Here is a 26220-nt window from a genome sequence, read left to right as displayed (position 1 = left end):
TTAGAGGCCCGCCTCGAAGCCCGCTTCGATCAACGCACACTGCAGCATGGCCTGGGCCATATATTTTTTAACCATGCGTTCGGACACCCCCAGCTCCTCAGCAATCTGCCGATAGGGTTTACCGTGTAGCTGCGAAGCCAGAAAGGCGCTAGCGACTTTCTCGGGCAACCGCGCCAGCATGTGGTCGATTTCGCACAGCGTTTCGATGACAATTTGCTGGTGTTCAGCAGAGGGCAAATGCGCCTCGGCGCTGGCCGCCAGGGCTTGCTGCCAGGCGCGCTCGATATCCTGGCGGCGCCAATGATCCACGCACAACCCTTTAGCCATACGGCTGAGATAGGCTCTGGCGCCTTCGAAACTATCCAAATGGCGAGGCGTTTTCAGCAGCCGCACAAACGCATCCTGCGCCAGATCCGCCGCCGACTCACTACATCCCAACCGCTGGCTGAGCAACTGCTGCAACCAAGGCTGATGGTGGTGATATAACTGACCGAGGGAGTTTCGACAGCCGGTATGGTAAGCCACAGGCTCGGCTGATCGGGGTGCCGCCGCCATATAAAAAGTGCCTCACTGATTCGAAAATGATTCTTATTCTTTTTCAATTCACAAGCAGTGTCAATGCACAACCGTGAGCATCGCAGTCAGCGCTGGCGTTTGACCTCTGAAGGGTTGATGCCAAACTGTTTCTTGAACGCGACGGCAAAATGGCTTGCATTGGTGTAACCCAGCTCAGCGGCGACGGCCAATACCGGCAAGCCCAGGTTCAGTTGCCGTCGCGCTTCCTGCATGCGCTCTTGCTGAAAAAGCCCGTAGACGGTGTTACCGAAGAGTTGCCGGAACCCGCGTTTGAGTTTCAGCAGGCTTAGGCCTGCCTCTTGTGCAAGCTCAGGCAGTGTCGGCGCGGCGCTAAGGTCATGTAACAAAAAATCCCTCGCACGTAGTAAACGCTGCTGATCTTGCCAAAGTATCCGGTCTGTGTGAGATGTTGAATGACCGTTCCCTTCTTGTATCAGGCTCACCATGACCAGGCATTGGCCGAGTAACCATAGCGGTGGGCGATTACTGCTACTACCAGCAACAGCCTGCGTCGCACACAGCCCTTGGCTCAACACTTGCGCAGTCGCGCGAAGTTCGGCATTGCAAGCGCAACGTGTCAGAAAGCAGTCCTCGCCAGCCGTATTTTGCGAAATCCCATGCGCACCGCTGGGCCACGCCTCCAAGATATCAGGCCGCACCATAACCGTGATGCTTTCGAATTTTCCTGCCTGGATGAAGGTGCCATGTCGCCCAGGATGGAAGCTAATGCTAGCTTCTTTTTCCTGCAAAGTGTGGGTACACGGCAAGGCGCCATCATCTAACCGGCTTTGCGAACTACCGGCAAGTGAACAGGCAAAACTGATCCTGTGATCGTCATCATAAATATCGAATGCTAGCGGCCGGGCAAAGTGCCCCTTCCACACAACGATATCCACACCATCCTGAAGAGTGTGCCTTAACAGTGTGCACTTATCCTCTCGAGACACTGGTAGCGATGCGCCCTGCCCTGGTGCCAACAGCGTCGATACGGCGACATCAGCTTTGGCACCAAATGAAGAATAAACCGACATAGGCATCACTTTTCCCCGCTCTAATCACTCGGCTAAATGCCCGTCAACCGAAACGGGCAGAGATTGGCCCGATTCGAGTAGATATAGAAATGATTCTCAATCATAAATAGTGCAGTTTCTCAGACAAAATGTCGAGGGCCACAAGAGACCAACGCTGCCTATATCTTATGCCCGATCAGGATATGTCCGGGAAGGAGAAGGCAGCCAGTTGGCGTCTATCCATCGCAATAAGGCGGGGAGGTAACCATGGGAAGAAAGGGATCAACTAACAAGCAGGTTCACCAGTACTTGGTAGGGGCACGTGACTCAGGATTCCTGAAACTGCTCGCCTGTACGTCTCTGCTGTTGATCAATGCCGCTTATGCGCAGCAGAGCGAGGGAGAACCGAGCGCAGCAGACGCCGTGACGGCTTCACCACTACCGACCATTACGGTCTCCGCACGGGGCGGCAAGACCCAGGAAGACCCCAAGGATCTTCCTTTCGGCATTACCTTAGTATCGGGTGAGGAGATTGAGGAGCGCGGCTTAACATCAATCGAAGACGTATTGCGCGCCACGCCCGGCGTCAACGTCAATTCGTCTGGCGGTGCCAACGTCTCTTCCCTCTATATCCGCGGCATCGGCGCTCTCTACCCGATGAGCATGGATGACACCTCCGTTGCCGTGAATCTCGATGGCAGCCCGCTCTCTTCCCGGCACATTTCCCTGGGCAATCTGGATGTTGAACACATCGAAGTGCTTAAAGGATCGCAAGGCACCCTATTCGGCGGCCTGGCCGAAGCAGGCGCCATCAACATCACTACCCGTAAGCCTACGCGCCATGTCGAAGGCTACGCCCGGGGTGAGTATGGCCAGGAGGGGCAACACTTGGTGGCAGGCGCCATTGGCGGGCCGCTCACCGACCAATTGAGCGGCCGCATCGCTATTCAACAATCGGCCTTCGACTACCCCATCACCAACCTGCAAACAGGTGAGCCAGTTGCCGAACCGGATCTGCTGGCACTCCGGGGCAGCCTGATGTGGGACGCCACGCCTGACACCTCCGTTCTCGTTAGCACTGAGCGACAAAAGGCTAGGCACATGGGGGAAAACATCGTCCTTCGCCCCTACGGAGACAATCCGGTGATGGATGTAAGCCCAGGCATCTACGCTAACAGTCACAAGACAGTAGAGCGCTCTTCCCTGCAAGTTGATCACGAACTCGACAATAGCCAATTCACCGCTGTGACGTCCTACACCGACGGCTTTAACACTTCGCCTGTCGTCTACGATCGGTTGATCCAGGCGTCCAGAACCGGCAACCCGAATGCCACCGAATACTGGCAACTGCAGGAGTCCCGCGAACAAGTACTAACCCAGGATCTTCGCCTGTCGTCGCTACCCGGTGCTCACACCTTCTGGATTGGTGGGTTAAGCCTTTTGCACTCGGATCGCTCCTATGACAACCCGCGCAACACCTATGGTACCTCCAACGCCCAGTTCCGGGATTTCACCACGAACCGCTACGGTCTCTATGGAGAGACGACCCTGCCTCTCTCCAGTGATTGGAAACTGACCGCGGGGCTGCGCCACACCTGGGACAGCAAGACCTTTGATGCCACCTACCTTTCCGGCGGGGCGGCGACAGGCGAATCAGAGACGTTGAGCGACGACTTCACCACCGGCCGTATCGGGCTGACCCATGCGCTAACACCGGAGATCAACGTCTACAGCATGCTCTCGCGCGGCTACAACCCCGGCGGATTCCAGGATTACGGCAACGCCCCAGGCACAGCCAGCTACCGTGCGGCAACTTCCAAATCAGCAGAGCTAGGATTTAAGTCGGCAATGGCAGAGCAACGCCTGACCCTGAATGGCGCCCTTTTCTACACGGATGTCGAGGATAACCACTTACTTTCCTACGACTCTGCCACCTACGCCGTCAGTGCAGTTAATGCCGACACCCGCAGCATGGGTGCTGAATTACAAGCAAGCTGGCAATTCGACAATGGCCTCACTCTGTCAGGTGATGTGAGCTATATCGATGCAGAAATTACCACGGATGCCTTCAGGATAGGGGATGGCGACGTACATGCCGGTAACCATATGCCCGATATTCCCAGATGGTCTAGCCACTTGGCGCTCGTCTATCAAAAGCAGATTTCGCCCTTCTTCGGCATCTCCTCTCCATTACTAAACGCTCGCTTGGATTACAACTATCAAGGCGCGCGTCCTGCTGATCCTCAGAACTCATTCGACCTCGATGCCTATCACAAGATCGATATGCGTCTTGGCGTCGGCAGCGGCGACACTGAATGGTATGTATGGGGACGCAACCTGATGGATGAGCACTACGACCTGTATGGCTATTTTGCACCACCGTCTACCTACTATGGTGCGCCAGCCCAGGGCCGTGCCTTCGGACTCGGTGTTAACCACACCTTCTGATTTCCATGAGGCCGCACATGAGCTCGAAAACACCCAAATTTACCTGGTGTCTATTGGCCAGCCTATACACGACTCAGTATCTCGGTCTGGGATTCCTGGTGGTGGCGCTGGTGGTCATCTTGCGAGAACAGGGAGCCACGTTGGGGCAGGTGAGCCTTATCTATCTAATGGGGATGGTCTGGCCTTTCAAATTCCTTTGGGCGCCCCTTGTGGACAAATATAGCATTGCCCGTATCGGTCACTACCGAACCTGGCTAATCGTCATGCAGAGTGGGCTGGCGCTGACCTTCCTGGGTTTCGGTCAATTCGAGCCACTCAATGACTTTACAGTGATTTATGCCCTGTGCTTGCTCGTGGCGGTGTTCTCGGCAACCCAGGACATTGCCATCGATGGGCTGGCGTGCCGTCTGCTCTCCCCCGATGAACGAGGCGTGGGTAACGGTATCCAGATTGCTGGTGGCTTGCTGGGGAACATGCTGGGCGGGGGCGCGGTGCTACTGGCCTATCCTCATTTAGGGTGGCATGGCAGTGTGATGATCCTTGCCGTGGGCACCTGCTTACCCCTGACACTACTGGTATGGTTTCGTGAACCACGCTGGAATACGCCACGGGCATCTGGCAATACCTTGATGCGGTGTATCAAGGCATTCTGGCGGCAACCCAATGGCCGCCACTGGCTCGTGTTGTTGCTGTTGTATCCAATGTCGAGCAGCCTTGCCTACGCCCTCATTACGCCCATACTGGTCGATGCGGGGTGGCGAATGGAGCGCATCGGCTTTTCTGTCAATGTCGTCGGCTCCTCGTTGGGTGTCTTAGCAGCACTATCGACTGGCTGGCTACTCACCAAACTAGGGCGACGTAAGGCCCTGATCGGTGCCGCCCTGGTTCAGATACCGGGGATCGCGGTCATTGCCCTACCTGTGTTTGGCTATACCAGCGACATGGTCGCCACCCTCTCCATTGGCCTCTTCTTTCTTCTTTACAATCCTGCGGCGACCGTTCTTGCCACGGTCATGATGGATCATGCGTCCTTCGAAAGCCCGGCGACCGACTACACGTTTCAGTACAGTCTCAATATGTTCGTCGCCATGGGCATGATGTCGGCGGGTGCGGCGCTAGCGGATACATTCGGCTACGCAGGCGTATTAGCACTGGCAGTATTGACGGCGGTCATCGCTGCGCTGCTCTCATTACGCTACCAGCCAACCGGAAGAGCAGCACATCGCAGGTATGAACGTTCGCCTCTTCAACCCGCCGCATTGGCGATTAGCGAGGAGGCGAGATGAATAAGCCGTGGGATATCATGCGACCCGTGCAGGGAGAGATCCGTTTTGCCATGTTGCTTGCGGGCACGAGTGCCATGTTCGGGCTCGCGTCGATTGCCCTGCTGGCGCTTGTACTGGGGCAGTTAATCCAACACCCCCATGTCTGGCCCTGGCAACCAATGACCACGGCCGTTGCCTGCCTGGCCGCCAGCCTGCTGCTACGACTGAGCGCGTTCAACCAGTCTCACTATGCTGCTTTCCGCTTGGAGACGATTCTGCGTACTGACATGGCGCAATATTTAGCGCAGGTGTCGCTAGGGGATATACAGCAGTATGGGGCGGGCGCACTGGCCAAGGTGATGCAGGACGATATCAAAGCGCTGCACCTTTTCGTGGCCGACAGTACGCCACTGTATGCCCGCGCCATTGTAGCGCCATTATGCACCTTGCTGATCCTTGTCTGGCTAGACTGGCGGCTGGCATCAGGCGCAGTGGCCGTGCTGCTGTTGGGATTGGGGGTACTTGGCCTGGCCATGCGTGATGCCAACTCAATGCAGCGTCGCTACAACACAGCACGCGAGTGCGTCAGCGCGGCAATCGTCGAGTACGTTCAGGCGATGCCGGTGGTGCGTACCTTCGATACCGGCCATGTGACTTTCAGCCGCTATCAGCAGGCACTGGAGAGCTATCGAAACGTGCTCACCGACTGGTACCAGCAGGCAGGTTTCGCCGCCCGCTACTCCTTCGCAGTGCTAAACCCGCTGCCAACCCTGATCGTATTGCTGGGCCTAGGGAGTTGGTTAACAACGCAAGGTACGCTGAATTTCGCTACCTGGACTGCTGTGTTGTTGCTAGGCGCCGGTATGGCCGAGTCCGTGATGCCATTGATGGCACTCCATCATCTGGTCGCCAGGGCGAAACTTAGCATTGGGCGCATTCAGCAGGTCATGGCGCTGCCCGTATTGCCAACGCCCGTACAGACCTGCCTACCAACAAGTACCACCGTCGATTTCGAGGATGTCAGCTTTGGATACGGCACTGACGCGCTATGCGACGGCGAGCTCGCCCTGCGCGATGTTACCTTCCATGCAGCCCCCGCCAGCGTCACTGCCCTGGTCGGTTCCTCGGGGGCTGGCAAAACCACCATCGCTCGACTGATTCCACGTTTTTGGGATGTCGACGCCGGATGCGTCCGGGTCGGCGGCGTTAATGTTCGGGATATGACTACCGAAACTCTCATGGCCCAGGTCGCCTTTGTGTTTCAGGAGACCTTTCTGCTCGCCGACAGCATTGCCAATAACATCCGCCTGGGGATGCCGGAGGCAACAATGGATGAGGTGGTGGCAGCGGCACGCGCAGCCCAGGCGCACAGCTTCATCCAAAATCTACCCGAGGGCTACGCCACACCTGTGGGGGAGCGTGGCGGCCTGCTCTCCGGTGGCCAGCGCCAGCGCATTACGATTGCCCGCGCTATTCTGCAAAACCGCCCCATTCTAGTGCTCGACGAACCCACCGCCTTCGCCGACCCAGAGAACGAGGCAGCACTAATGAAGGCGCTCTCTGCGCTAATGCGTAGCAAGACCGTGATAATGGTGACCCACCGGCTTGCCAGCATCCGTACTGCCGATCAGATACTGGTCTTCGAGCGAGGCCAACTAGTTGAGAGCGGTCAACACGATCAGTTGGTGACGCAGGACGGTGTCTATGCCCGGCTCTGGAACCGCCACGAGCAAGCCCAACACTGGGCGCTGAAGCGCGAGAATAACCGATGATAACCTCCGGCCCAGACCGCCGTTCCACCACCTCTTGGTACACAACCTGGCGCTGCCTGCTGAAAACGGCTGGCGGGCATGCCGCGGCACTGCGCAACAGCCTGATCGGTTTGTTGGTGGCCGCCATCGCCCAGGGGCTGGCACTGGCCTGCCTGTTTCCGATATTCAGGGCAATGCTGTCGACCGGTGATACGGAGGCTGCACTGCATTGGCTGGCAACCATGACGCTCTTGGCCATCTCCACCACTGTTCTGCGCTGGTGGGCACAGGGTTTTGAGTACAACGGCCAGTTGGCAGCAATGACCCACGCGCTGCGCACCCGCCTTGGCGAACAGCTGCGCCGCATGCCACTGGAACGTTTGCAGGACAGTCGCACGGGGGAGATGACGTCGATGCTGCTCGGCAACGTGGATGAAAACCTCAATTACACCCTGGCCATCGCCAACCTCATCATGCTAGCAGTGGTCACCCCGCTAACCGTCGCATTGGCCGCACTGCTGGTGGACTGGCGACTGGGTGTGGTGTTGTTATTGGTCTTCCCCGCCATCGTGCCCCTCTACGGCTGGCGCCGCCCGGCCATGCGGCGCGGCATGCGCCAGCTTAACCAAGCGCATCGGCGCACCAGTGCCGACATCGTCGAGTATCTCCAGGGCTTGTCGGCTCTACGCGCGGCATGTAGCGAAGGGACAAAAGCGGCGGCACTGCATGCCAGCTTTCAGCATCTTGAAACCGTGCAGGTTAAAACCCGTCAACACGCGGCTAAACCCGACGTTATCGTCGCCAGCGTAGTAGAACTTGGCTTGTTAGGAGTGGCGACCTGCGCCATCACCTGGGTGGTGATGGGAACCCTGGATATTGCGTCGCTGGCAGCCGCCTTGGTCATCATCGTGCGCTTTTCCGAACCGCTGGCAACCTTTGTCAGCTATACCATGATGCTGGAAATGATCGAGGCAGCACTGGAACGCATCGAGGCGTTGCTGGCGGTCCCCCCTCTGCCACAGCAGACTCCCGCTGTCGTACCCGACACCTTCGACATTCGCTTTGAAGACGTCTCCTTTCGCTATACGCAAGCCGATAACCCTGCGCTCGTGGGCTTTAGCGCCATGTTTCCGGCGTGTAGCATGACGGCGCTGGTGGGCTCTTCGGGCGCAGGTAAGACCACGGTGACTCGATTACTAATGCGCTATGCCGACCCCCAGCAAGGACGCATTACGATTGGCGATACTGACCTGCGCCAGATACCCAGTGAAGCACTGAGTGACTTAATTTCAGTGGTATTCCAGGATGTATACCTATTCGACGGCAGTGTCCTCGCTAACATCCGTATGGCGCGGCCCGAAGCAAGCGAAGACGAGGTTCGAGCCGCTGCTAAGGCGGCGCAGTGCCTGACATTTATCGAGCGCCTCCCCCAAGGCTGGCACACACGGCTGGGAGAGATCGGCGACCGACTTTCCGGGGGCGAGCGCCAGCGTATCTCGATTGCCCGAGCGCTACTCAAGAACGCCCCAATCGTCATCCTCGATGAGCCCACCGCGGCACTGGATGCGGAGAACGAACTGGCCGTACACCACGCCATCGATGCACTTGTACGCAATAGGACAGTGATCGTTATCGCCCACCGTCTGTCGACTATCGTCGGCGCCGACCGAATTCTGGTCGTTGAAGACGGCCAGCTTATCGAGCAGGGAACACATGACGAATTGCTGGTAAAGGCAGGCCGCTACCGGACACTATGGGATACACAACACCAGGGCATCCAAGTCCACTCAAGAATTCAGGAAAACAGCCATTCACCCTCAGAGGAGTGATCGTTGAATTGCAAGACAAACTCCACCCAGAGTCGGCGCCGGGCTATTCGGAGAGGGCATTAGAAGAGGACATAGTGACTCATCGCTCTCTACTGAGCAGCGCCAGCGAACTGTCTAACTCTACTCGGCAGGCACCCGAACTGCTTCAGAAAAGCGGTGCTGAAATGGCTGACATTAGAGTAGCCAAGTACCATAGCGGTCTCGGTGACATTGTAATCTTGTAGCAAGCGCTTTGCTTTCTTCATGCGCTCTTCTTGGAAGAGTGCATAAATAGTCGTTCCAAATCGCTTTTTAAAGCATATCTTCAGTTTGCATTCGTTCATACCGACAGCACGTGCGAGCTTTGCAATGGTCGGTGGATCACTGAGATCTTGTAGCAGAAGTTCTTTGGCCCCATCCAGTTGGCGACATACACGAGGGGAGAGTGCATCGCACCCACGGCAGGTCTGGAACGCTGACAAGTGCCAGTGAAGAAAGTCTAACGTTGCCGCATGCAGCAATAATCGGTGCTGTGGTATATCTTTCATCAGATTGGCAATGCTCATCGCTGAGCGCATCGTTTTGCGGCATTGGCCAGCATGGCGGACGAAGAAATCAGCCTCTTCTCCCCTCTCCCGGCCAATCAGATCCTCTACCTCTTCTCCAGCCAAACCATAAAGAGCCTCAGGGGAGACCATCACCGTTAAATTCTGAAAATCATGGCTATGGCGAATGAAAAAGGACTCTCCGGCGGAATAGCCTAGGCTCACATCGCCTTGGGAGTAGTCCAGCGTACGGTTACCCACTTGGCCGTCGAACCTGCCAGCCAGTTGGCAATTCAGATGCAGAAACTGGTGATCTCCCGAAAATGACTTCGGCGTATCAATTGCCCCTAGGCACTCAGCCGTGGTGTGGCAAACAATGAGCCCAGGCTGCAACATGACCCCTATATGGTCTGTGCTCTGGAGTGTAGAACTCTCCAATCTGCCCCGAGTGCTTACCAAGTCTGACTGATTCATACCTCCCTTCATACCCGCCCCGCAACAATAATGATAATCAATATCAAAAGATATTTTTATCAGACTCTTTATTAATGCACAAGCTAAATGCATAAAGCCTTCATCCCTGAGGCTAAAGCCTTCCATAGCACTGTGGGGGCGCGGAAACGGGCGTCAGAAGTGGAGGGCAGCACCTAGTCCTACTGTGGCACCGCGAGCATAGGACACACCAAACACCGGATTGCCATCTGCATCCGTGCCAAAGCGATCTTTAATACTCATGTACTCTTCATCCAGCAGATTGTCTCCAAAGAAGTACACCTCGCTATTACCGAAATCCATCCCCAGGCGGGCGGATACCAAATGTACTGGTGGCAACTTGCCGAAGTTAGACGCATCCGTGTAGCGGCTCCCCATGTAGTTATAAGCAAGCCGCGCGTTGACGGTCCCATCTGCCAATACTCCACCAAGGCCGAGGTCTTGACCCGCTACTTGATAGCCAATAGCTGCTTTGGCGGACCATTCCGGCACTGTTGGCAAGTGATTGCCACTATTCAAGCCATCTTGTAGAGTCGCCGCCTCCTCAGACACGTTGCGCAGTGCTGTATTGGTATAGGCAACACCACCGCTTAGCCACCAGCGGCCCGAGGGGCGATACTGTGCATCTAGCTCTAAACCTGCTGAACGCGCATCCAGGTTCAGATTCTTACCGGTGAAATCCTCGTAGTCCCAGGTTTGCATTTGCTCCTTACGCATATCATTCAAGAACAATGCCCCACTTATCGCCAGGCGGTCATCAAGCCATGAAGAGCGGGCACCCAGCTCGTAGGTCAATACCGTCGAGGAGTCATAGGGGTCTCGGGGTACACCGCTCCACATAAGCGAATTACCCTGCCCAAAGCCACCGCTCTTGTAGCCTCTGGAAAGACTCGCCCAGGTCATCAGGTCGGGGGACCAATCGTAGGTGAGCGCTGCCCGCCCCGTTACAAAGTCGTAGCTCTTCTCCCCCTCCTCGGCAAAATAGGGCACAGCTCCAGACATGCCGTCACTGGTGAATTCCGAGTGGAATTCCTTGGATTCATGGGTAGCACGCGCGCCCAGCGATAGCTGCAGTTGATCATTCATTGGCAGGTTAACTTCACCAAATACTGCCTGCCCTGTTGTGGTGAGATCGTAGTCGGTGCTGCCCGTGGCGGAAGGACCGAAGTACCACATTTCGCTATTGCGATTTCGTTGTGCTTCATCCCGGTAGAACACCACACCCGCGAGCCAGCCAACCTGTGCATCTGGCAACGCAGCTACCCGGAACTCTTGGGTCAGCCGTGAGTCTCGCTTATCCCAATCGATAAAGTTCGTTTCAGGATCCAGGAAGTCAGATGGTGGCAATCCACTAAAATCACTGGCGATAATGGCATCGGGAAAGTTGTAGCTATTGCGGTTATTCAAGCGTGCATAGCTGGTTTGCGCCGTTGCCGTGAATGTGTCGAAATCATGCTCAAGTCGTGAGTTGATACTGAGCATGCGTAAATCATCCACGGTCTTGTTCTGAGCCGCCTGTTTCGCCTGCCCCGGGCGATCAGCAATGTAGGCCGTAGGTGCGGTGTCAGTGCTTTCTCCCTGAACACTAAGCAACCAGTTTGTTCGCTCGGTGGGGGTGAACAGTAAAGAACCACGTGCTACCCAGCTCTCATCTTTGCCCAGATCCTCACCCGCACTATTGGGAATATAGCCATCAGTTCGGGAGCGGCGAATCGCTAACCTGCCAGCAAGCCGTTCAGGCACGATGGAGCCATTGATAATGCTCTCGGCGCGAAAGATACCATCCGTACCTACCTCTGTACGTAACGAACCCTCGAACCTATGATCAGGCTGCACAGGCACCAAGTTGATAGCACCACCGGCCGTATTGCGACCAAACAATGTATTTTGCGGCCCCTTGACGACCTCCATCCTCTCCAGATCCAGATAGGGTGAGAGCGAAGCGCCCATCGGCATGGGCGCACCATCGACGAACGTCAGTACCGAGCTATCATCCGGGCTAAGGGGCGTAAGGATCGGTGCCACACCACGAATGACGGTAAACGCATTGGAGCGATCACCGAAAGTGCCGAGACTGGCACCCGCCACATCACGCAACGCCGCCGCGCCATCGAGCATACGCTTCTGTTCCAGCGATTCACCGCTCTCCACATGAATTGACGCGGGCACATCCCGAAGGCTTTCTTCGCGACGCCGTGCCGTAACGGTGACAGACTCAAGCTTGGTGATCGGGTCGTCCAATGTAGGGTCAGGGCGCTCATCCTCTGCAGCGGCATAGGGCGTTTTCGGTATAAACAAAAGACCTGCAATCAGCAGGTGGCAGGGTCGAATGCTCCGCATATTCATGGCTGTATCCGTATTGATGAAGTCAATGGAAGTCACCATGCTAGAGAGCCAGGCGCTAACGGCACTACTCCAAACGGGACACGAACCCCCGAATGCGATTTATTTCTATTCTGTATCAGAATACTGGAACATCAGGGTGCTGGAATCGGATCGTCGGTTGCCTGGGCTGCCCACATGGCGGCATACAGACCGTCGCAGCGCAGCAACGCATCGTGCTTGCCGGATTCGACGATGCAGCCCCGGTCTAGGACAATGATCTGATCAGCATTGCGCACTGTGCTCAGCCGGTGCGCTACCATGATCAGGGTGCGATCCCTGGCTAGAGTATTAAGGGCGCGATGGATCGCCATCTGGGACTGCGGGTCCACGGCGGCAGTGACCTCATCCAGCAACAGCACGGGTGCATCCTTGAGCAGGGCCCGGGCAACCGAAAGGCGCTGGCGCTCGCCACCAGAAAGAGCAAAACCTGACTCTCCCACTCGTGTTAGATAGCCCTCCGGCAACCGCTCAATAAAGTCAACACAGTCAGCGGCAACACACGCTTGTCGAACATCTTCATCGCTTGCATCCTCTCGCCCTGCCCTCAGGTTCTCGATGATGGTGCCGTCAAATATCTGGACCTGTTGAAACACCGCACTAACCTTTTTATACAGTTGTTCCGAGCCCATATCACGCAGGTCGACCTCCCCCATACGCACAGCCCCTTGGTCAGGGTCATGAAACCGCCCCAGCAGATGCAACAATGTGCTTTTACCCGCACCAGAGGGGCCGACGATAGCCGTGACACTCCGCTCGGGCACCTCGATGCTGATGTCACGCAATCGGGCCTCCCCACCATGGGAGAACGACACCGCATCGAAACTCACTGCAAAGTGTTCCGGCGTCTTCGCGGCAAGCGGCTCGGCGAGTGGCTGCAGTGCCCACGCCTCCTCTAGCTTGACTTCGCTTTGGCAGGCATGGCGCAACATGACCAGATATTCGGCCGCTTCCAGTAGCGGTCCAAGAAACTTGTAAGCCAGCAGGAAGAAGGCGATCCAGCTCACTGGGGAAATCTCGCCACCAAACACACTCAAGATACCGACCAGCATTAGCACAAGCAGACCGCACTCGACGAGGAAGCGAAACAGCATCACTGGGCCCCCGCCCCATTTTTCAATGCTCAGGCTCATTCGGCGCAAGTCGGCAAAAGCCGCTGTTAAGCGCTGCGCCCAAACATCAGCTTGGTGGAACAGGCGCAGTGTCGTCAGCCCACCGATGAATTCCACCAGCAGACCGGATGTCTGTCGGTAGAGTGCGTGTTTGCGCAGCCCCGCACGCTCGAACAGACGACGGCTGACCACCAGCGCCAGCGCAGCCAGGGGTACCAGAGCAGCTAGAGCGAGCGCTAGGCGCCACTCGATACTAGCCAGAACAAGCAGTGCCACCAGCGATAACCCCAGTGCGGAGACAAAGTCTGCCAAAACATGGGCGAAAATCGATTCCACACGATTGATGTCGTCCGTCAACACATCGGCCAGCTGTCCAACGCGGTGGCTGCGCAGCTCGCCAATGGGGACGTTGCGCATCCGTTCGATCAACCGTTCCCGGTAACTTGCAATGATGCGGTAGCTTTCTAAAAAGCAGCGTTTCTGGCCGCCATAGGCCAACAGCCACTGCAGTACAAAGCTGACGATCAGGGCCAGCGCTAGCCAGCCAGGATCTGCTGCCCAACCAAAGCCGGGGCGTGGAACCTCCAGAATGGTACACAGCCACAGGTAACAGAGCAGATAAGGCATCAGTTCGCAGCAGCGTTCAAGCACCCTCAGCAGCAGTCCCAACAGCAATGGCCGCGCAGAAGTGCTGCTACGGGTAAGAATGCGCCGCAAGCTGATCCAGACATTCACGTTTGCCATCGTTTGCTATCCTTGTGACGTTGTCAGATCGCCGCGCTCCGAGGTCAGTGTCCAGTCGGAGCACGATGCTTCACAACGCATCATCGACTGGTAGTAGCCGCTACGCTGCATCAGCTGGTTATGACGGCCGCTAGCGGTCAGTCGCCCCTCCTCGATCACCAGAATCTGGTCGGCGCACTCAATGCCGGCAAGACGATGCGCGACGATGACGAAGGTCTTGCCGGGATACGCCTGTCGCAGATCCCGAAAAAAAGCGCGCTGGGTCAGGCTATCGGCAAACGCTGTCGCTTCGTCGAGCAGCAGGATCGGCGTATCAGCGAGCAGCACCCTTGCCAGCGCAATGCGCTGGCCTTCACCCCCGGAGAGGCGCGTACCGAGTTCTGCGACCTGGGTATCGAGCCCCTCAGGCAATCCGCACACCAGTGCTTCGGCCTGGGCAACCCGCAGCGCCTTATCTAGCTCAGCCTCACTGGCATCCGGCCGAGCCAAGCATAGGTTCTCGCGGATGGTGCCACTGAACAGGAATACCTCCTGTGTGGCCATTCCCACTAGGCGTGCCCGGTCGCTATCCGACAGTTGGCTCATTGGCCTAGCGTTGATGAATACCCCTCCGGCACATGGCATCAGCAGTCCGGCCATGATATGTGCGATAGTCGATTTCCCGGCGCCCGAAGGCCCCACCAGCACATTGAGTGACCTAGGCCGTAGGCAAAGGCTCACACCCGCCAACACTGGGTGGCCACCGTACTGCATATCAACGACCCTCAGCTCGACCAAGGGCGGCTCGCTGAACGTTACTGAGCGGCTCGCCATAGGTGGGGGCACCGGTAACGCCAAGATAGGCGCCATGCGCCGCAGCCCAGCCAGAATCGGCGGAATCTCCATAAAGAAGCGGCTGACCTTGAGTAGCGGTTTGAAAATAGCGGCGCCCAGCATCAGGGCCAGTGCCACATCCGCTGAGCTCACTTCGCCCCTGGCACACAGCCATGCACCCAGCGGCAACACCAGCAACATATGAGCCCCCAGCACGCTGGTAAATAGTGACCAAACAGGCACCGTTCGTCTGGTGATGGCCGTCGTCAGTTGGTAGTACGCCTGCAACCGAGACTGCAACAGTTGGAAATGTGATGCGGATCGGCAAAATACTTTCAGTACCGGCATATTGCGCAGATATTCCACCACCACATTATTGAGGTTGGCGGTGGCTAAGCTGAATTGGTCATGGTCATTGCCAACCCCGCGCATACCCAACATAGCGACGAATAGCGCCACTGGTCCGATGGCCAGCACTGCGAGCGCCAGCCGCCAGTCCAACCAGAACAGCAGTGCGGTAACACAAAGCGGCGCAAGAATCGCGGCGGTGATCTCGATCGTGTGATGGGCGAGAAAACCCTCAAGGCGCTCCACATCCTGAATGACCGACTGCTTCAAAGCACCACTGCCTTGCCCGTGCAACCAGGGTAAAGGTGCTGTCACCAGATTGGCGACCAAGGTATTACGAGCCGTTGCCATGATCGCGTAGGCGACATGATGGCTAATCAAGTAAGCCGAGCCGTAGAACAGGTACTTGAGCAGCAGCGCTGCCGCCAGCCAAGCCGCCAGGAACGGCAATGTCTCCACAAACCGATGTGGCGTTAGCACAAGGGTGCTAATCGCCTGGTAGAGCAACCAGAACGGCAGCAATTCGGCCAGTACCGCCAGGAACGTTATTAGCAGCGCCACTACCATCGCCAGTCGATGGCTAGCTGCGAGTTCGTAAAGCAAGCGCAGTGCACTGGTATTGGTTCTTAAATCTCTCATGGGCAGGCTCATGCTGATCGAAGCGAACTCAGCATAGAGAGGTAGCCGTCGCCAAGACTCCCCGCAGCAGATCCTTTTGTGGGTGACTTCACTCCCGATTCGGGTAGCTGAAGGGTGCCGATTAGCCAACAATTCCCTACTTCGAATGGCCGTCCCGGATTCCAGCTCATGCAACGTCTACGCTCGCTCCTTATCACAATTCCCGTCATGACCGTTCTGAATACAGGGGGCGTTCTCGCCCACGGTTTCCCCCTAACAATCGTCGATGACCGGAATAAAAACGTTGAGATTGCTCAGCTACCGCACACCGTTGCCTCTATTTCCAGTTTCGGTGCGGACGTACTGGTATCGTTAGGCAAGCAAGTCGATGGTCTATCGATACTGGGTGGCCAACAGTCTGACTTTCTTGGCGGCGCAGCAGAGGATGCTGTGAACCTTGGTGAAGTTCACCAAACAAACTTAGAAGTTCTAGCTCAATTATCTCCAGATTTAACTATCGGGCTACGCACCTACACTGAGCCTTTCGAACAGAAAATTGAGGAAGCCGGTGCCTTTCTGGCTTTTGACCTAATCACCCTGGAAGACTCTCTACGTGGTGTCGAACGCGCCACCCTGGCGCTCGGCGCCGAAAGCCAGGGTAGCGAGTTGAACGAGCGCTTCCTGAACGACCTGGAGAACCATGCCGAGCGTGCACCGGGCGACATCAGCGCCGTATTCCTCTGGCACTGGGGTGATGTTCCTTATGCTTTCTACAGTCATCACCTAACCGGACACATCATGACCCAGCTTGGCGCGACCAATATTCAGGGCAATCCACCGCCTGGCATGGCACCAGCGGATTCTTCCGCGATCAGCATGGAAACGCTGCTGCGCCTAAATCCAGATGTGATCCTGTCGTTCAAGGCAGAAGACGGCCCCTTCGTTAGCCACCCCGCTTGGCCCCGTTTGAAGGCCGTACGTAATAACCGAGCCTGGCGAGTAGGTGATCAGTACGTCATGCCCCACGGCCCGCTGGCCAGACAGATGGTACTTGAGGAGATGGCTTACCTGCTCTACCCAGAGCACTTCCCTGCTCCCGAAGATATCCCCGAACCCGCCCAAGCCCGGGCTATGAACTTCGAGCGCTAGTAGAGCATGGATAGTCTCCTACTCCAGAACCGAGTGAGGGCACTGCCGATTCGTGCACTCTGGCTTGCCTCAGCCTGCCTGTTCGTCCTCAGCCTAACAACGGCAGGAGCACTTGCGCTGGGCGAGTTCGGTATTCCGTTCCACGTCCTGCTCCAAGCGCTGATGCGTGATGATGGGTCCGATGCGGCATTCGTGATTCGTGAACTGCGTATGCCCAGGTTACTGACCGGGATGCTGGCAGGAGGTGCGCTGGGTTTAGCGGGCGCCATCGTGCAATCAGTCACCCGCAACCCGTTGGGTGAACCTGGATTACTAGGGGTCACGTCAGGGGCGGCATTCGCGATGGCGCTGTGCATGACCTACTTCACGCTATCGACCCCGACCATGCTGCTACTGAGCACAGTGGGTGGAATAGTTGCAGCGCTACTGACACTTTCCATCAGTCTGGGGGCACGCCTGAACCCGCTGTACCTGACACTGACCGGAATGAGCGTCAACCTGTTCTTCGCCGCCGCCATCATCGTGCTACTGATCTGCGCCAATGTGGAGGCCAACGGCATCTATTACTGGTTAACGGGCAGCCTAATTAACCGAACCTGGGAGCATGTACACCTGCTGTGGCCTTGGGTGATACCTGCCTTACTATTGGCGATCGTCTTTGCTGGCAAACTGGATCTATTGCGCATGGACGATGAAATTCTCGTCGCTATCGGCATGCGCGTCACGCCTTGGCGGCTGCTGTTCGGTGTCGTTGCCGTACTACTGGCGGCAGCGACAGTGGCGGCAACGGGCCCAATCACCTTCATTGGTTTGGTCTCCCCCCACTTGGTTCGCTTCACCCTGGGCGCCAATGGAGTTCGTCATCGCCACCTACTACCGCTGTCTGCCTTGGTCGGCGCAAGCCTGGTATGTGCGGCTGACCTTATCGCCAAGTGGCATGAGGTTCCCGTCGGGATTCTCTGCGTACTGCTGGGCGGGCCAGTACTGGTTTACCTGATCAGTCGGCAGGAGGGCTAGCTCCATGTTCCAAAAACATACAACAACTCACAGCGGCGTGGGCCAACGCATGCCATTGCGCATCCCCCTCGTACTGCTCGGGGTCGTCTTGGCACTGCTGGTGCTAGCCTCTCTGTTTATTGGGGCTGTATCGGTGTCGCCACGACTGATTCTCGATGGCCTATTCTCAGGCCAAGCGTCGTCACTGGAAGGCACGCTGGTATGGCAACACCGTTTGCCACGCGCACTACTCGCCATCCTAGTCGGCCTGCAGCTCGCCACCGCAGGTCTGATCTTGCAAGCGGTGTTCCGTAATCCATTAGCGGACCCGAGTATCGTTGGCATCTCCAGCGGTGCTGGACTCGCAGTCATCACCGTTCTGCTGCTTGCCGACCTTGCCACGGCGGATGTGCTAAGCGGCGATGCTACTCCCGCAATGATGAGCTGGCTGCCCGCAGCAGCACTGTTCGGTGGGTTGCTGGCAGCCAGTTTGGTACTGGGCCTATCATGGCGGACACAGCTGCGGCCCATCCATTTGGTGCTCAACGGGATTGCTGTGGGCTCTGTACTGAACGCGCTAGTGATGTGGGTCATCATCACCTGGGGCGGTGCACGCACTGAAATCGCCTTGATCTGGCTGGCTGGCAGCCTATACGGACGCGACTTTCAGCATCTGTACATGCTTTGGCCCTGGAGCCTAGCGGGATTACTCGGCACCCTGGCTTTGCTGAAACCACTTGCCCTGCTGCGCTTTGATGACAGCCTGGTGATCAGTCTGGGGCTTCGCCCTATGTTCTGGCGTGCTGCCTCCATTGCTGTTGCGGTTCTGCTCGCCGCCAGTGCGGTGGCGGTTACTGGCCCGGTTGGTTTCGTTGGGCTGGTCACCCCACACCTCGCCCGGCTACTGGTGGGCTCAAAACCGCATCGGTTATGGATTGGCAGCATGTTGCTTGGCAGTATGCTGATGCTGTGCGCTGACCTCATCGGCCGCACCTTGATCAGCCCATTAGAGATTCCCGTGGGTGCGTTAACGGCCTTGCTTGGCATACCCATATTCCTGCTGCTCTTGCACCGACAAGCAAGGGTTAAGTTATGACTGAGTATAGGCCACCAAAGACGGCGGCTATGCAAGATTCAATCGTGGATTGAGCCGAACTCATTCAGCATCTTATCTACTTCACCCATTCAACACAGCCCGCTGCAGCCTCCTACTGACCAGCAGCACCAGCACCACTACCGCCGCCATGCCTAGCGCCAGCGCCGTGAACATAGCCGGGTAGCCCAGCCGGTCTAGCAAAATACCGGCTAGCACAGGTACAGCCAAACGCGACAGAGTAAACAGGCTCGCCTGTAGGCCGTAATCCAGCGCCTGATACCCTGACCGGGCGAAGTGCATCATCAGGCCGAACATGACGCCCGATAGCGCTCCCATGGCACAGGCCAACAGTCCCGCTCCCACCAGCCACAGGGCATGCCCCGCAGCCATGTAACCCACTCCCCCCAGGCTCGCCAGGGCTAACGTTGCCAAAGCGGCTAGCAGCGGCAAGGCTCGGCCAAGCCCAATACTCCGTGCCAGGCGCTGTCCCGCTAGACTCGCCAGGGCGCCCGCTATGCCACCACCAACCCCTACCCACCAGGCGACTTGTTCCATCGGCATCCCCAGGTCGAGCAATAGCGGTTTTAGATAGACCCAGCCAGCGCCAACAAAGGGAAAGAGTAGCATCAGCAGGGCGACCCAGATGCTTGCAGCAGGTTGACGGACAAAGCCCATCGCCCCCTTATGGTTCAGAGACTCAACCGTCCCCTCCACTGAGGCATACGGCTGCCTGCCAACCTCTGGCGGTACCGATATCGATATCCAGCGTAATAGGAGTCCTCCCACGGCCAATAGCAATGCCATCAGCACGAAGGGCACTGCTCCCCCTGCACGCTCGTGCACGACCAGTAATAGGCCGCCGCCCACCACCGCGGCTAGAAACAGCGCCGCCGAACGAATTCCCCCGGCGCGTAGTCGCTCTTCGACGGGCAGACAGCGAATCGCCAGCGCGTTCACGGGCACATCAGCCCAAGTCGCCAACCAACTGATCAGCAGCACCCAGGCATAGAAACGCGGCGGCTGCGCTAGTGGGAAGTCGTACGCTAACCCTAGCAACGCCAAGCCCAACAGCAATCCGAGCAGACCAGCCCAGGCGCGATAGCCTCCGCCACCCAGGCGGCAGCGCTCAACGGGAACCGCCATCACCAGTTTGAGCACCGCTGGCAGGCCCGCCAGTTGCAGTAGGCCAATCTGGGTACCGCTCCAGCCCTGCTCGCGCAGTACCAGCGGCATTCCCAACAGCAGATAGATACTGGGCAGCGCCAGAGCAAAGTGGAGCCAGCCGAACGCCAGTTGCCGGGCGGTCAGGCCGCGCATCATTTCGCCCTCCTACGCGCCACCAGAGCCGTGGCAGGCGCCATGGGAAGCGCAATCGGCTGCGCCTCACACACCTCGAAACCCTGCGCCAGCAGTGCCTGACGCAGATCACCGGCCTGAGTCACCCGGCGCCCCTGCCACAGCAGCGGCAGGTAATAGGACAGCATGCGGCGGGCCGCCTCGGGTTCTGCGGGAATTTCAGCGTGCACGCAGATCAACTCACCGCCGGGCTTTAGTGCGGCATGCAATTTGGCTAGGCTGGCCGAAAGCTCGGGCACGAAATGCAGTACCGAAGAGCACCAGATCAGGTCGTACCCGGTGCCGAGGTCATCCCTCGCCAGATCGCCGCCCCGCGTATCAAGACGCGAGGCCAGGCCGGCTTCGGTAATATGTTGCGCCGCCACATCGGCTGCTTCGGGCAGCTCAAAGACCACGCCGTGCATATGTGGAAACGCCTTCGCCAGGGCGACAGCGACCAGCCCTGGGCCACCGCCTAGATCCAGCAGCCGCCAGGCTGATTCAGTCGCCCTCCGTTGTGCCACCAATTCACAGGCGGCAGGCGCCGTTACCGCCGCCTGCTCGCGTGCCAGATGGCCGCGCGCTGCCACGGCCCAGCGCTCACCGTTGGCCAGCGGTGCTGGCCGGTTTTGTCCGCGCAAGCCATTGGCTAGCCCGGCACCGAAATCGCGCAGGGAAGCAAGTCGAAAGCGCCAGGCATCACTACAGTCTAACGCTGAGGAAGACGCCAGATAGCGCCGCGCCACCTCGCTGCTGGTGTAGTGCCACTCACCCGCGGCATCGCGGCTTCGGTCGAGCAGTTGCATGCTCCATAACAGCGTCAGCCAGTGGCGCGTGGCTTCGGGCTGCCATGCATGCATTTGTGCCAGTGCCTCAGGGGTGCAGGGTGACGCTAGCGTCTCAAATAGATCCTCTGCTAAGGCAAGCTGTAGGGCCTCGGCCTGTACAGCGGCCAGCGATAGATCCCAATAGGGCTGCAGCGCATGGGGAAGCGCATCCGCGGGCCGGCTCATAACGATACCCCCACACGCAAGCCAATCTCACGGGGCGGGCTGTACTCCCGTATCGTGCCGTTGAGCAGGCCCACCGCATCGTACTGTCGGTCAGCGGTGTTGTTCACATAGACCCCCAGTTGCCATGGCCCCTGTTGATAGCCGCCAGCCAGATCGAGCAGGGCATGACCAGGACGACTGAAGCGGTTGGCCGCATCCAGGTAGGTCTTACTCATGCCACTCAGGTTGGCCTGGGCATACCAGCCCTGGGGTGAGTCGTAGCGCAGCCCCAACCGACCGCTAATATCGGGCGCAAAGGGGTTGTGGTGGCCGGCGTGGTCACCGCTAAGATCGTTGAACTCGCGAAATCGGGTACGATTGAGCGCCAGGCCCGCCTGGAGCGTCCAATGTCCGCCCAGCAGGTAGTCAATATCCAGCTCTACGCCCTGGGAACGCGCCGCGGCAGCATTGGTGATTTGCACACTACCGGGCTGAATAACTTGCTGGACTTGCATGTCGTCAATGGTCATCCAGTAGCTGGCTAGCCCATAGCGTAACCGTTGCGAAAGCGCTGTTCCCTTGATACCCAGCTCGTAGGAAGCCACTTGCTCAGGTTCGTAGCCGGGATAGTCACTCTGAGCAGAGAAGGCGTTGAAGCCACCGGCGCGAAACCCTTCGGCATAGCGGGCATACAACCAGTCGTCGTCACCCAAGCGGTACTGCAGGGCCAACTGCGAGGTAACATCATCCCAACGCTCGCTGCGCTGCCCGGCTCCCCGGGGCGTCAACGCCACCCGGCTCTGCTCTATGCGCAGGCCTGGTGTTAGGCGCCAACGCTCGCCCAGCGGCAACGTCCACTGCCCGAACAGCGCGAGGTTCTCAGCCTCCAGCGTCGCCTCACTGCGCTGGGTGCCCATCGGGTTGCGTTGCTCGAACTGCAGTTGATGATCATCACGGTCACCGTACAGGCCCAGCACCCAACTGCTCTGCCCCTCATCACCCTGACGCTCCAGACGCAGTTCCTGGGATAAGGTGGTCAAACGCTGGTCGCGCCCGACGGCAAAGCGCTGAGCTGGCGTTAAATCGGTATCCTGGGTGACGCGATCACGGATCTCCCGCCGCGCCGTGATGGATCGCAGGGTCAAATCAGGCGCTAAGGCATGACGCGCATCCAGGGAAATATCCCGCCCGCTTGAGCGGTTACTACCGGGACTGGGGGAGTCAATGCGACGCGTATCGTGACCGTTTGCCCCGACAGGCCCCCAAGGAGCCGCACCGTCGCGGTAGTGTAACTGCCCATAGCGCAGAGTAACGTCCGTATCCGCGGTCGGCGTCCAGAGTAGACGTAGCCGCCCGCTCTTGCGCTGGCGGTCATCTGCCTCACCCGCACGCGCCAGGTTATCCACGAGGCCATCCTGCTGGCGCCACTCCCCGCTGACCCCAAAATAGAGCTGCTCGGGTACGAGTGCCTGAGCGGCATCGAGGCGTAGCGCGTTCAGATCACGGCTGCCCAGCGTAGCCCCCAGTTCGGCATAGGGGCCTGCATCCGGCTGACGGGTATGCAGGCTGACCACGCCTGCCTCGGCGTTGCGGCCATAGAGCGTCGACTGGGGCCCGCGCAGCACCTCAACCCGTTCCACACCCTGCAGGTTGTGATCAAACCCTTGGCCAGCCACGACGGGCACCCCATCCACCAGCATTAGGACTGATGAGGAGAAAGCGGTAGCACCTGAGGTTAGCCCACGCATTACCGGCAGGGCGGTACCCGACTGGCCAAAAGGCTGAAAACTCAACCCAGGCGCATAGCGCGCCAAGTCGCCCATATTGGAAGCACCGGCATCCACCAGCGTCTCGCCGGATATTACCGCTAAGCTCGCCGGTACCTCTTGCTCAGTCTGCGCGACTTTGTTAGCCGTTACCTTCACCACGGGTAGTACTTCCCCTTTAGCGATGCTGCCCACGCTGCATCCCCCCAGCAGAAGCACCACCACTGCATTTCTTTTCAACCCCTTGCTCTGCATCGCCCCCCCCTTAGTGCTGTTTCTGGCTCCCGACTAGCGCGGGAACCTTCAAGGGAGTAGGCTAGCTATAAACGATAGCAATTATCATACTCATTCATATGCAAACCAATTCACTTCTTATGCGTAGCGATGCATCACGCCCCATTGGCGACTCTCTGCAAGGTTCTCAATGCTGCGTGCTGGATGATGGCCTCTCGGTAGTGTTAACCCGCTACCGTACTAAACAAGCGCTCGTCGAAGAGAGCCGCACACCCCATACGGGCGCAGGCGTGATTGTGACCTTTGGTCTACAAGGCCACTCTGATTACCGAGAGCGCTGGGGGCCGCGCATCGATTTCGGTCACGGTCACACCACGGTAACCACCTTTAACCACAGCCAGGGGGAGCGCCATATACCGGAAGGGGAAACAGTGCTTCAGCTACGCCTGGTCGCCAGTAGCGGCTGGCTAGCGCGCTATCTGGGCAAACGCTATCAAGCCGCGCTCCCTGCCTCTGGAGGTATTCGACCGCTGGCTTTTCAGCCTACGTCGCCGGTCAGCCGGGCACATCTGCAGGCGCTCCAGGCATGCCTCCAAACAGGCGGTTCTCGCATCCAGCAACACATTCACGCCCTTAGCCTGTTGGGGGAACAGCTCGAATCGTTGCTGCCGGAACCCCGCCCTACACAGCACATTGCCAGCGCAGACGCCGAACGCATCGTGCAGGCCCACGAGATTATTCTCAGTGAGTTAGACCGTCCATTGACGCTGGCTTATTTAGGGGCTCGGGTAGGATTGGGGGAACAGAAACTCAAGCAGGGGTTTCGTCGCATGTTTGGGGCCACCCCTCAACACTTTCTTCATCAACAACGCATGCATCACGCCCATGCGCTGCTGGAGAGTGGCCAGCAAGTTGCTCAGGCTGCCTATGCCGCGGGCTATCGGCACCCAAGCAACTTCAGCTCAGCTTTCACGCGCTTCTTCGGTTATGCCCCTAAAGCCATCAAGCGTCGCAAACCCTGAGAATAACGACGCCTCTTCAATGTTATCCCGCCACAGCATTGTCAACTCACCCTTGCCACCGCATCACGGCTGGCCGCTTCGCGCTGTTCGCCGGTGAGTTCAACCAACCGTCCTTGGCGCATTTCCAGCAGCCGGTCGGCTTGGTCGAAGTAGTGATCATCATGGCTGATCACCACCAGCGTCTTACCCAGCGCTCGTAGCTGGGGCAGTAGCTCGCGGTAAAACACCCGGCGGAACTGCGGATCCTGATCGGCGGCCCACTCGTCCAGCAGCAATAGGTCGCGCTGTTCAGCGACCGCCAACAGCATCGCCAGACGTTTGCGCTGCCCCTGGGAGAGGTTGATGTTGGTTACCCGATCGCCATCGAAGTCGAGCTTGTTATGCATGCCGAGGGCTGACAGCCACTGCTCCATCAACATCGTATCGGGTGACTCCCCTTCAGGCCCCATCAAGCGATCAAATAGATGCAGGTCGGTGTAAATAGCTGAGAAGTGCTGGCGATAGGTCGTCCAGTCCTCCTCTTGCAGCGGCCTGCCATCGACCCGAACACAGCCGCCTTGAGGTTGGTAAAGTCCAGTCAGCAGCCTCGCCAAGGTCGACTTGCCACTCCCGTTACCGCCAATTAGAAACACTACTTCGCCGCGCTTTAAGGTCAAGTCGATAGGACCAATGGCAAAGCCTTGCCGTGCCTCTTCAGCGGGGTAACGATAGCAGACCTGTTCCAGTGCTAGCACCTGCCAGTCGTGGCGCTGCGAGTCACTATCAAAGGTATCGCGGTGTTCTGCTAGATCGAGCGCGCTGATTTTCTCAAACGCCACTCGGGCATTGATCAAGGGTGGAAAAGCGCCTATCGCTTGAATAAGTGGCGTGCGCAGAAACAGCAGCGTAAGAGAGAAGGTGGTGGCCACCTGCGCCGATGCCCAACCCAGGCCATTGGCTAAAAAGAACACCACGCCGATGGCCCCCAGCATCATGATATTGAACCAGTTCACCGCACTTAGATGGTAGGTATCGCCGCGAATGATATGGTGCCGATACTCTTCAGCGTCGGGGGTATAGACGTCGCGATACAACCATTCGGCTCGGTCGCGATTAAGCGCCAGTTCCTTACGCCCCTCAATCACCGATTGGTAATCTGCATAGAGACGATCTTCAGACTCACGCAGCTTAGCCATATGCCGATAAACCCGAGCCACCAAACGCATGCCAATTAAAACCGTTACGATCACCCAGAGCGCGATGACAGCCAGCATGGAAGGTGAAAGCCAGCCTAGATAAACCGTGACACCTATCGTCAGCACCCCGCCTTGTACCAACTCTGGCAAACGTACAAAGGCAACGGTGATATAGCGCACATCGCTGGATAAGCTGGCCAGCAAGCGCGCACTACCAATCTGCTCGACCCGCTCGATATTGGTATCCAGAATCCGCTTAATCAATTGCCCCCGCAGTCGATAGACGAAATAGTGCCCCAAAGTGGTCAGCGCCAATTGCGAGGCCAATGTTATTGCTAAGAGCAACGCGATCAGCCCAAGGAATTCGGGCAGAATGCGCCAGGGATCGGTAAAGGTGCCCAATAGCCGCTGATTGATAAAGGCGATAACACCGATACCCAAACCTGCACTGGCCAAACTAAGTAGTACCACGGCCACAAATGGCCAGCGATAATCACGCCACACAATCCTCAACAGCTCCATGAACAGGGCCTCCTGGCAGTT

18 protein-coding genes are annotated in these 26220 nt (G+C 57.8%); 8 read left to right on the top strand and 10 right to left on the bottom strand.

Features of this window, described 5'->3' with window-relative positions:
* A complete protein-coding gene (locus NDQ72_04710) occupies positions 1-555 on the bottom strand; it encodes a sigma-70 family RNA polymerase sigma factor (protein WKD29256.1) in 555 nt (184 codons plus the stop codon).
* 86 nt (positions 556-641) lie between these two features.
* Entirely contained in the window at positions 642-1607 is a 966-nt protein-coding gene (locus tag NDQ72_04705; protein ID WKD29255.1) for an AraC family transcriptional regulator, read from the bottom strand.
* Positions 1608-1853: 246 nt separating this feature from the next.
* Here NDQ72_04705 and NDQ72_04700 point away from each other — a divergent pair, with 246 nt between their 5' ends.
* The 4 genes from NDQ72_04700 to NDQ72_04685 are packed head-to-tail and all read left to right on the top strand — an operon-like array spanning position 1854 to position 8879.
* Complete coding sequence (locus tag NDQ72_04700; protein ID WKD29254.1) at positions 1854-4034, top strand: TonB-dependent receptor; 2181 nt, start codon at positions 1854-1856, stop codon at positions 4032-4034.
* A 17-nt stretch (positions 4035-4051) separates the two neighbouring features.
* Complete coding sequence (locus NDQ72_04695; GenBank protein WKD29253.1) at positions 4052-5320, top strand: MFS transporter; 1269 nt, start codon at positions 4052-4054, stop codon at positions 5318-5320.
* Complete coding sequence (locus tag NDQ72_04690) at positions 5317-7071, top strand: ABC transporter ATP-binding protein/permease (GenBank protein WKD29252.1); 1755 nt, start codon at positions 5317-5319, stop codon at positions 7069-7071. The genes NDQ72_04695 and NDQ72_04690 overlap by 4 nt, the downstream gene beginning before the upstream one ends.
* Entirely contained in the window at positions 7068-8879 is a 1812-nt protein-coding gene (locus NDQ72_04685) for an ABC transporter ATP-binding protein/permease (GenBank protein ID WKD29251.1), read from the top strand. The genes NDQ72_04690 and NDQ72_04685 overlap by 4 nt, the downstream gene beginning before the upstream one ends.
* A gap of 89 nt (positions 8880-8968) precedes the next feature.
* Here NDQ72_04685 and NDQ72_04680 read toward each other — a convergent pair whose 3' ends face one another.
* From NDQ72_04680 to NDQ72_04665, 4 genes are all read right to left on the bottom strand, one after another.
* On the bottom strand, positions 8969-9799 hold the full coding sequence (locus NDQ72_04680; GenBank protein WKD29250.1) for an AraC family transcriptional regulator: 831 nt from the start codon (positions 9797-9799) through the stop codon (positions 8969-8971).
* A gap of 231 nt (positions 9800-10030) precedes the next feature.
* Positions 10031-12241 carry a TonB-dependent receptor gene (locus NDQ72_04675; protein ID WKD29249.1) on the bottom strand — a complete coding sequence of 737 codons (2211 nt, stop codon included), beginning with the start codon at positions 12239-12241 and terminating at the stop codon, positions 10031-10033.
* A gap of 131 nt (positions 12242-12372) precedes the next feature.
* Entirely contained in the window at positions 12373-14133 is a 1761-nt protein-coding gene (locus NDQ72_04670) for an ABC transporter ATP-binding protein/permease (protein ID WKD29248.1), read from the bottom strand.
* Positions 14134-14139: 6 nt separating this feature from the next.
* Positions 14140-15933 (bottom strand): ABC transporter ATP-binding protein/permease, encoded by a 1794-nt coding sequence (locus tag NDQ72_04665; protein WKD29247.1) that lies wholly within the window; start codon positions 15931-15933, stop codon positions 14140-14142.
* Between the two features lie 168 nt (positions 15934-16101).
* On the opposite strand from NDQ72_04665, the gene NDQ72_04660 reads away from it, so the two are divergent.
* From NDQ72_04660 to NDQ72_04650, 3 genes are read left to right on the top strand one after another with little or no spacing between them, the layout of a single operon-like run.
* On the top strand, positions 16102-17061 hold the full coding sequence (locus NDQ72_04660; GenBank protein WKD29246.1) for an ABC transporter substrate-binding protein: 960 nt from the start codon (positions 16102-16104) through the stop codon (positions 17059-17061).
* A 6-nt stretch (positions 17062-17067) separates the two neighbouring features.
* Positions 17068-18078: an iron ABC transporter permease gene (locus NDQ72_04655; GenBank protein WKD29245.1), complete on the top strand. Its 1011-nt coding sequence runs from the start codon at positions 17068-17070 to the stop codon at positions 18076-18078.
* Positions 18079-18082: 4 nt separating this feature from the next.
* Positions 18083-19153 carry an iron ABC transporter permease gene (locus NDQ72_04650; protein ID WKD29244.1) on the top strand — a complete coding sequence of 357 codons (1071 nt, stop codon included), beginning with the start codon at positions 18083-18085 and terminating at the stop codon, positions 19151-19153.
* A gap of 81 nt (positions 19154-19234) precedes the next feature.
* Here the strand turns inward: NDQ72_04650 and NDQ72_04645 are convergent, their stop codons facing one another.
* From NDQ72_04645 to NDQ72_04635, 3 genes are read right to left on the bottom strand one after another with little or no spacing between them, the layout of a single operon-like run.
* A complete protein-coding gene (locus NDQ72_04645; GenBank protein WKD29243.1) occupies positions 19235-20473 on the bottom strand; it encodes an MFS transporter in 1239 nt (412 codons plus the stop codon).
* Positions 20470-21501 carry a methyltransferase gene (locus NDQ72_04640; protein WKD29242.1) on the bottom strand — a complete coding sequence of 344 codons (1032 nt, stop codon included), beginning with the start codon at positions 21499-21501 and terminating at the stop codon, positions 20470-20472. The genes NDQ72_04645 and NDQ72_04640 overlap by 4 nt, the downstream gene beginning before the upstream one ends.
* Positions 21498-23501, bottom strand: a complete 2004-nt coding sequence (locus NDQ72_04635) for a TonB-dependent receptor (GenBank protein WKD29241.1) — start codon at positions 23499-23501, stop codon at positions 21498-21500. The genes NDQ72_04640 and NDQ72_04635 overlap by 4 nt, the downstream gene beginning before the upstream one ends.
* A 98-nt stretch (positions 23502-23599) precedes the next feature.
* Here NDQ72_04635 and NDQ72_04630 point away from each other — a divergent pair, with 98 nt between their 5' ends.
* A complete protein-coding gene (locus NDQ72_04630; protein ID WKD29240.1) occupies positions 23600-24502 on the top strand; it encodes an AraC family transcriptional regulator in 903 nt (300 codons plus the stop codon).
* Between the two features lie 41 nt (positions 24503-24543).
* On the opposite strand, the gene NDQ72_04625 is transcribed toward NDQ72_04630, so the two are convergent.
* Positions 24544-26199: a multidrug ABC transporter permease/ATP-binding protein gene (locus tag NDQ72_04625; protein WKD29239.1), complete on the bottom strand. Its 1656-nt coding sequence runs from the start codon at positions 26197-26199 to the stop codon at positions 24544-24546.
* Between the last annotated feature and the right edge of the window lie 21 nt (positions 26200-26220).

Origin of the sequence: Halomonas sp. KG2 (assembly GCA_030440445.1) — a bacterium.
In the GTDB taxonomy this organism is placed as follows: Bacteria; Pseudomonadota; Gammaproteobacteria; order Pseudomonadales; family Halomonadaceae; genus Vreelandella.
Note: the sequence above shows the minus strand (reverse complement) of the source record. Positions and strands in the feature narration are given on the sequence as shown.

Excerpts from the sequence above, each read along its gene's own strand:
- NDQ72_04710 (WKD29256.1), bottom strand. The coding sequence starts at position 555 with ATGGCGGCGGCACCCCGATCAGCCGAGCCTGTGGCTTACCATACCGGC.
- NDQ72_04705 (WKD29255.1), bottom strand. The coding sequence starts at position 1,607 with ATGTCGGTTTATTCTTCATTTGGTGCCAAAGCTGATGTCGCCGTATCG.
- NDQ72_04700 (WKD29254.1), top strand. The coding sequence starts at position 1,854 with ATGGGAAGAAAGGGATCAACTAACAAGCAGGTTCACCAGTACTTGGTA.
- NDQ72_04695 (WKD29253.1), top strand. The coding sequence starts at position 4,052 with ATGAGCTCGAAAACACCCAAATTTACCTGGTGTCTATTGGCCAGCCTA.
- NDQ72_04690 (WKD29252.1), top strand. The coding sequence starts at position 5,317 with ATGAATAAGCCGTGGGATATCATGCGACCCGTGCAGGGAGAGATCCGT.
- NDQ72_04685 (WKD29251.1), top strand. The coding sequence starts at position 7,068 with ATGATAACCTCCGGCCCAGACCGCCGTTCCACCACCTCTTGGTACACA.
- NDQ72_04680 (WKD29250.1), bottom strand. The coding sequence starts at position 9,799 with ATGTTGCAGCCTGGGCTCATTGTTTGCCACACCACGGCTGAGTGCCTA.
- NDQ72_04675 (WKD29249.1), bottom strand. The coding sequence starts at position 12,241 with ATGAATATGCGGAGCATTCGACCCTGCCACCTGCTGATTGCAGGTCTT.
- NDQ72_04670 (WKD29248.1), bottom strand. The coding sequence starts at position 14,133 with ATGGCAAACGTGAATGTCTGGATCAGCTTGCGGCGCATTCTTACCCGT.
- NDQ72_04665 (WKD29247.1), bottom strand. The coding sequence starts at position 15,933 with ATGAGAGATTTAAGAACCAATACCAGTGCACTGCGCTTGCTTTACGAA.
- NDQ72_04660 (WKD29246.1), top strand. The coding sequence starts at position 16,102 with ATGCAACGTCTACGCTCGCTCCTTATCACAATTCCCGTCATGACCGTT.
- NDQ72_04655 (WKD29245.1), top strand. The coding sequence starts at position 17,068 with ATGGATAGTCTCCTACTCCAGAACCGAGTGAGGGCACTGCCGATTCGT.
- NDQ72_04650 (WKD29244.1), top strand. The coding sequence starts at position 18,083 with ATGTTCCAAAAACATACAACAACTCACAGCGGCGTGGGCCAACGCATG.
- NDQ72_04645 (WKD29243.1), bottom strand. The coding sequence starts at position 20,473 with ATGATGCGCGGCCTGACCGCCCGGCAACTGGCGTTCGGCTGGCTCCAC.
- NDQ72_04640 (WKD29242.1), bottom strand. The coding sequence starts at position 21,501 with ATGAGCCGGCCCGCGGATGCGCTTCCCCATGCGCTGCAGCCCTATTGG.
- NDQ72_04635 (WKD29241.1), bottom strand. The coding sequence starts at position 23,501 with ATGCAGAGCAAGGGGTTGAAAAGAAATGCAGTGGTGGTGCTTCTGCTG.
- NDQ72_04630 (WKD29240.1), top strand. The coding sequence starts at position 23,600 with ATGCAAACCAATTCACTTCTTATGCGTAGCGATGCATCACGCCCCATT.
- NDQ72_04625 (WKD29239.1), bottom strand. The coding sequence starts at position 26,199 with ATGGAGCTGTTGAGGATTGTGTGGCGTGATTATCGCTGGCCATTTGTG.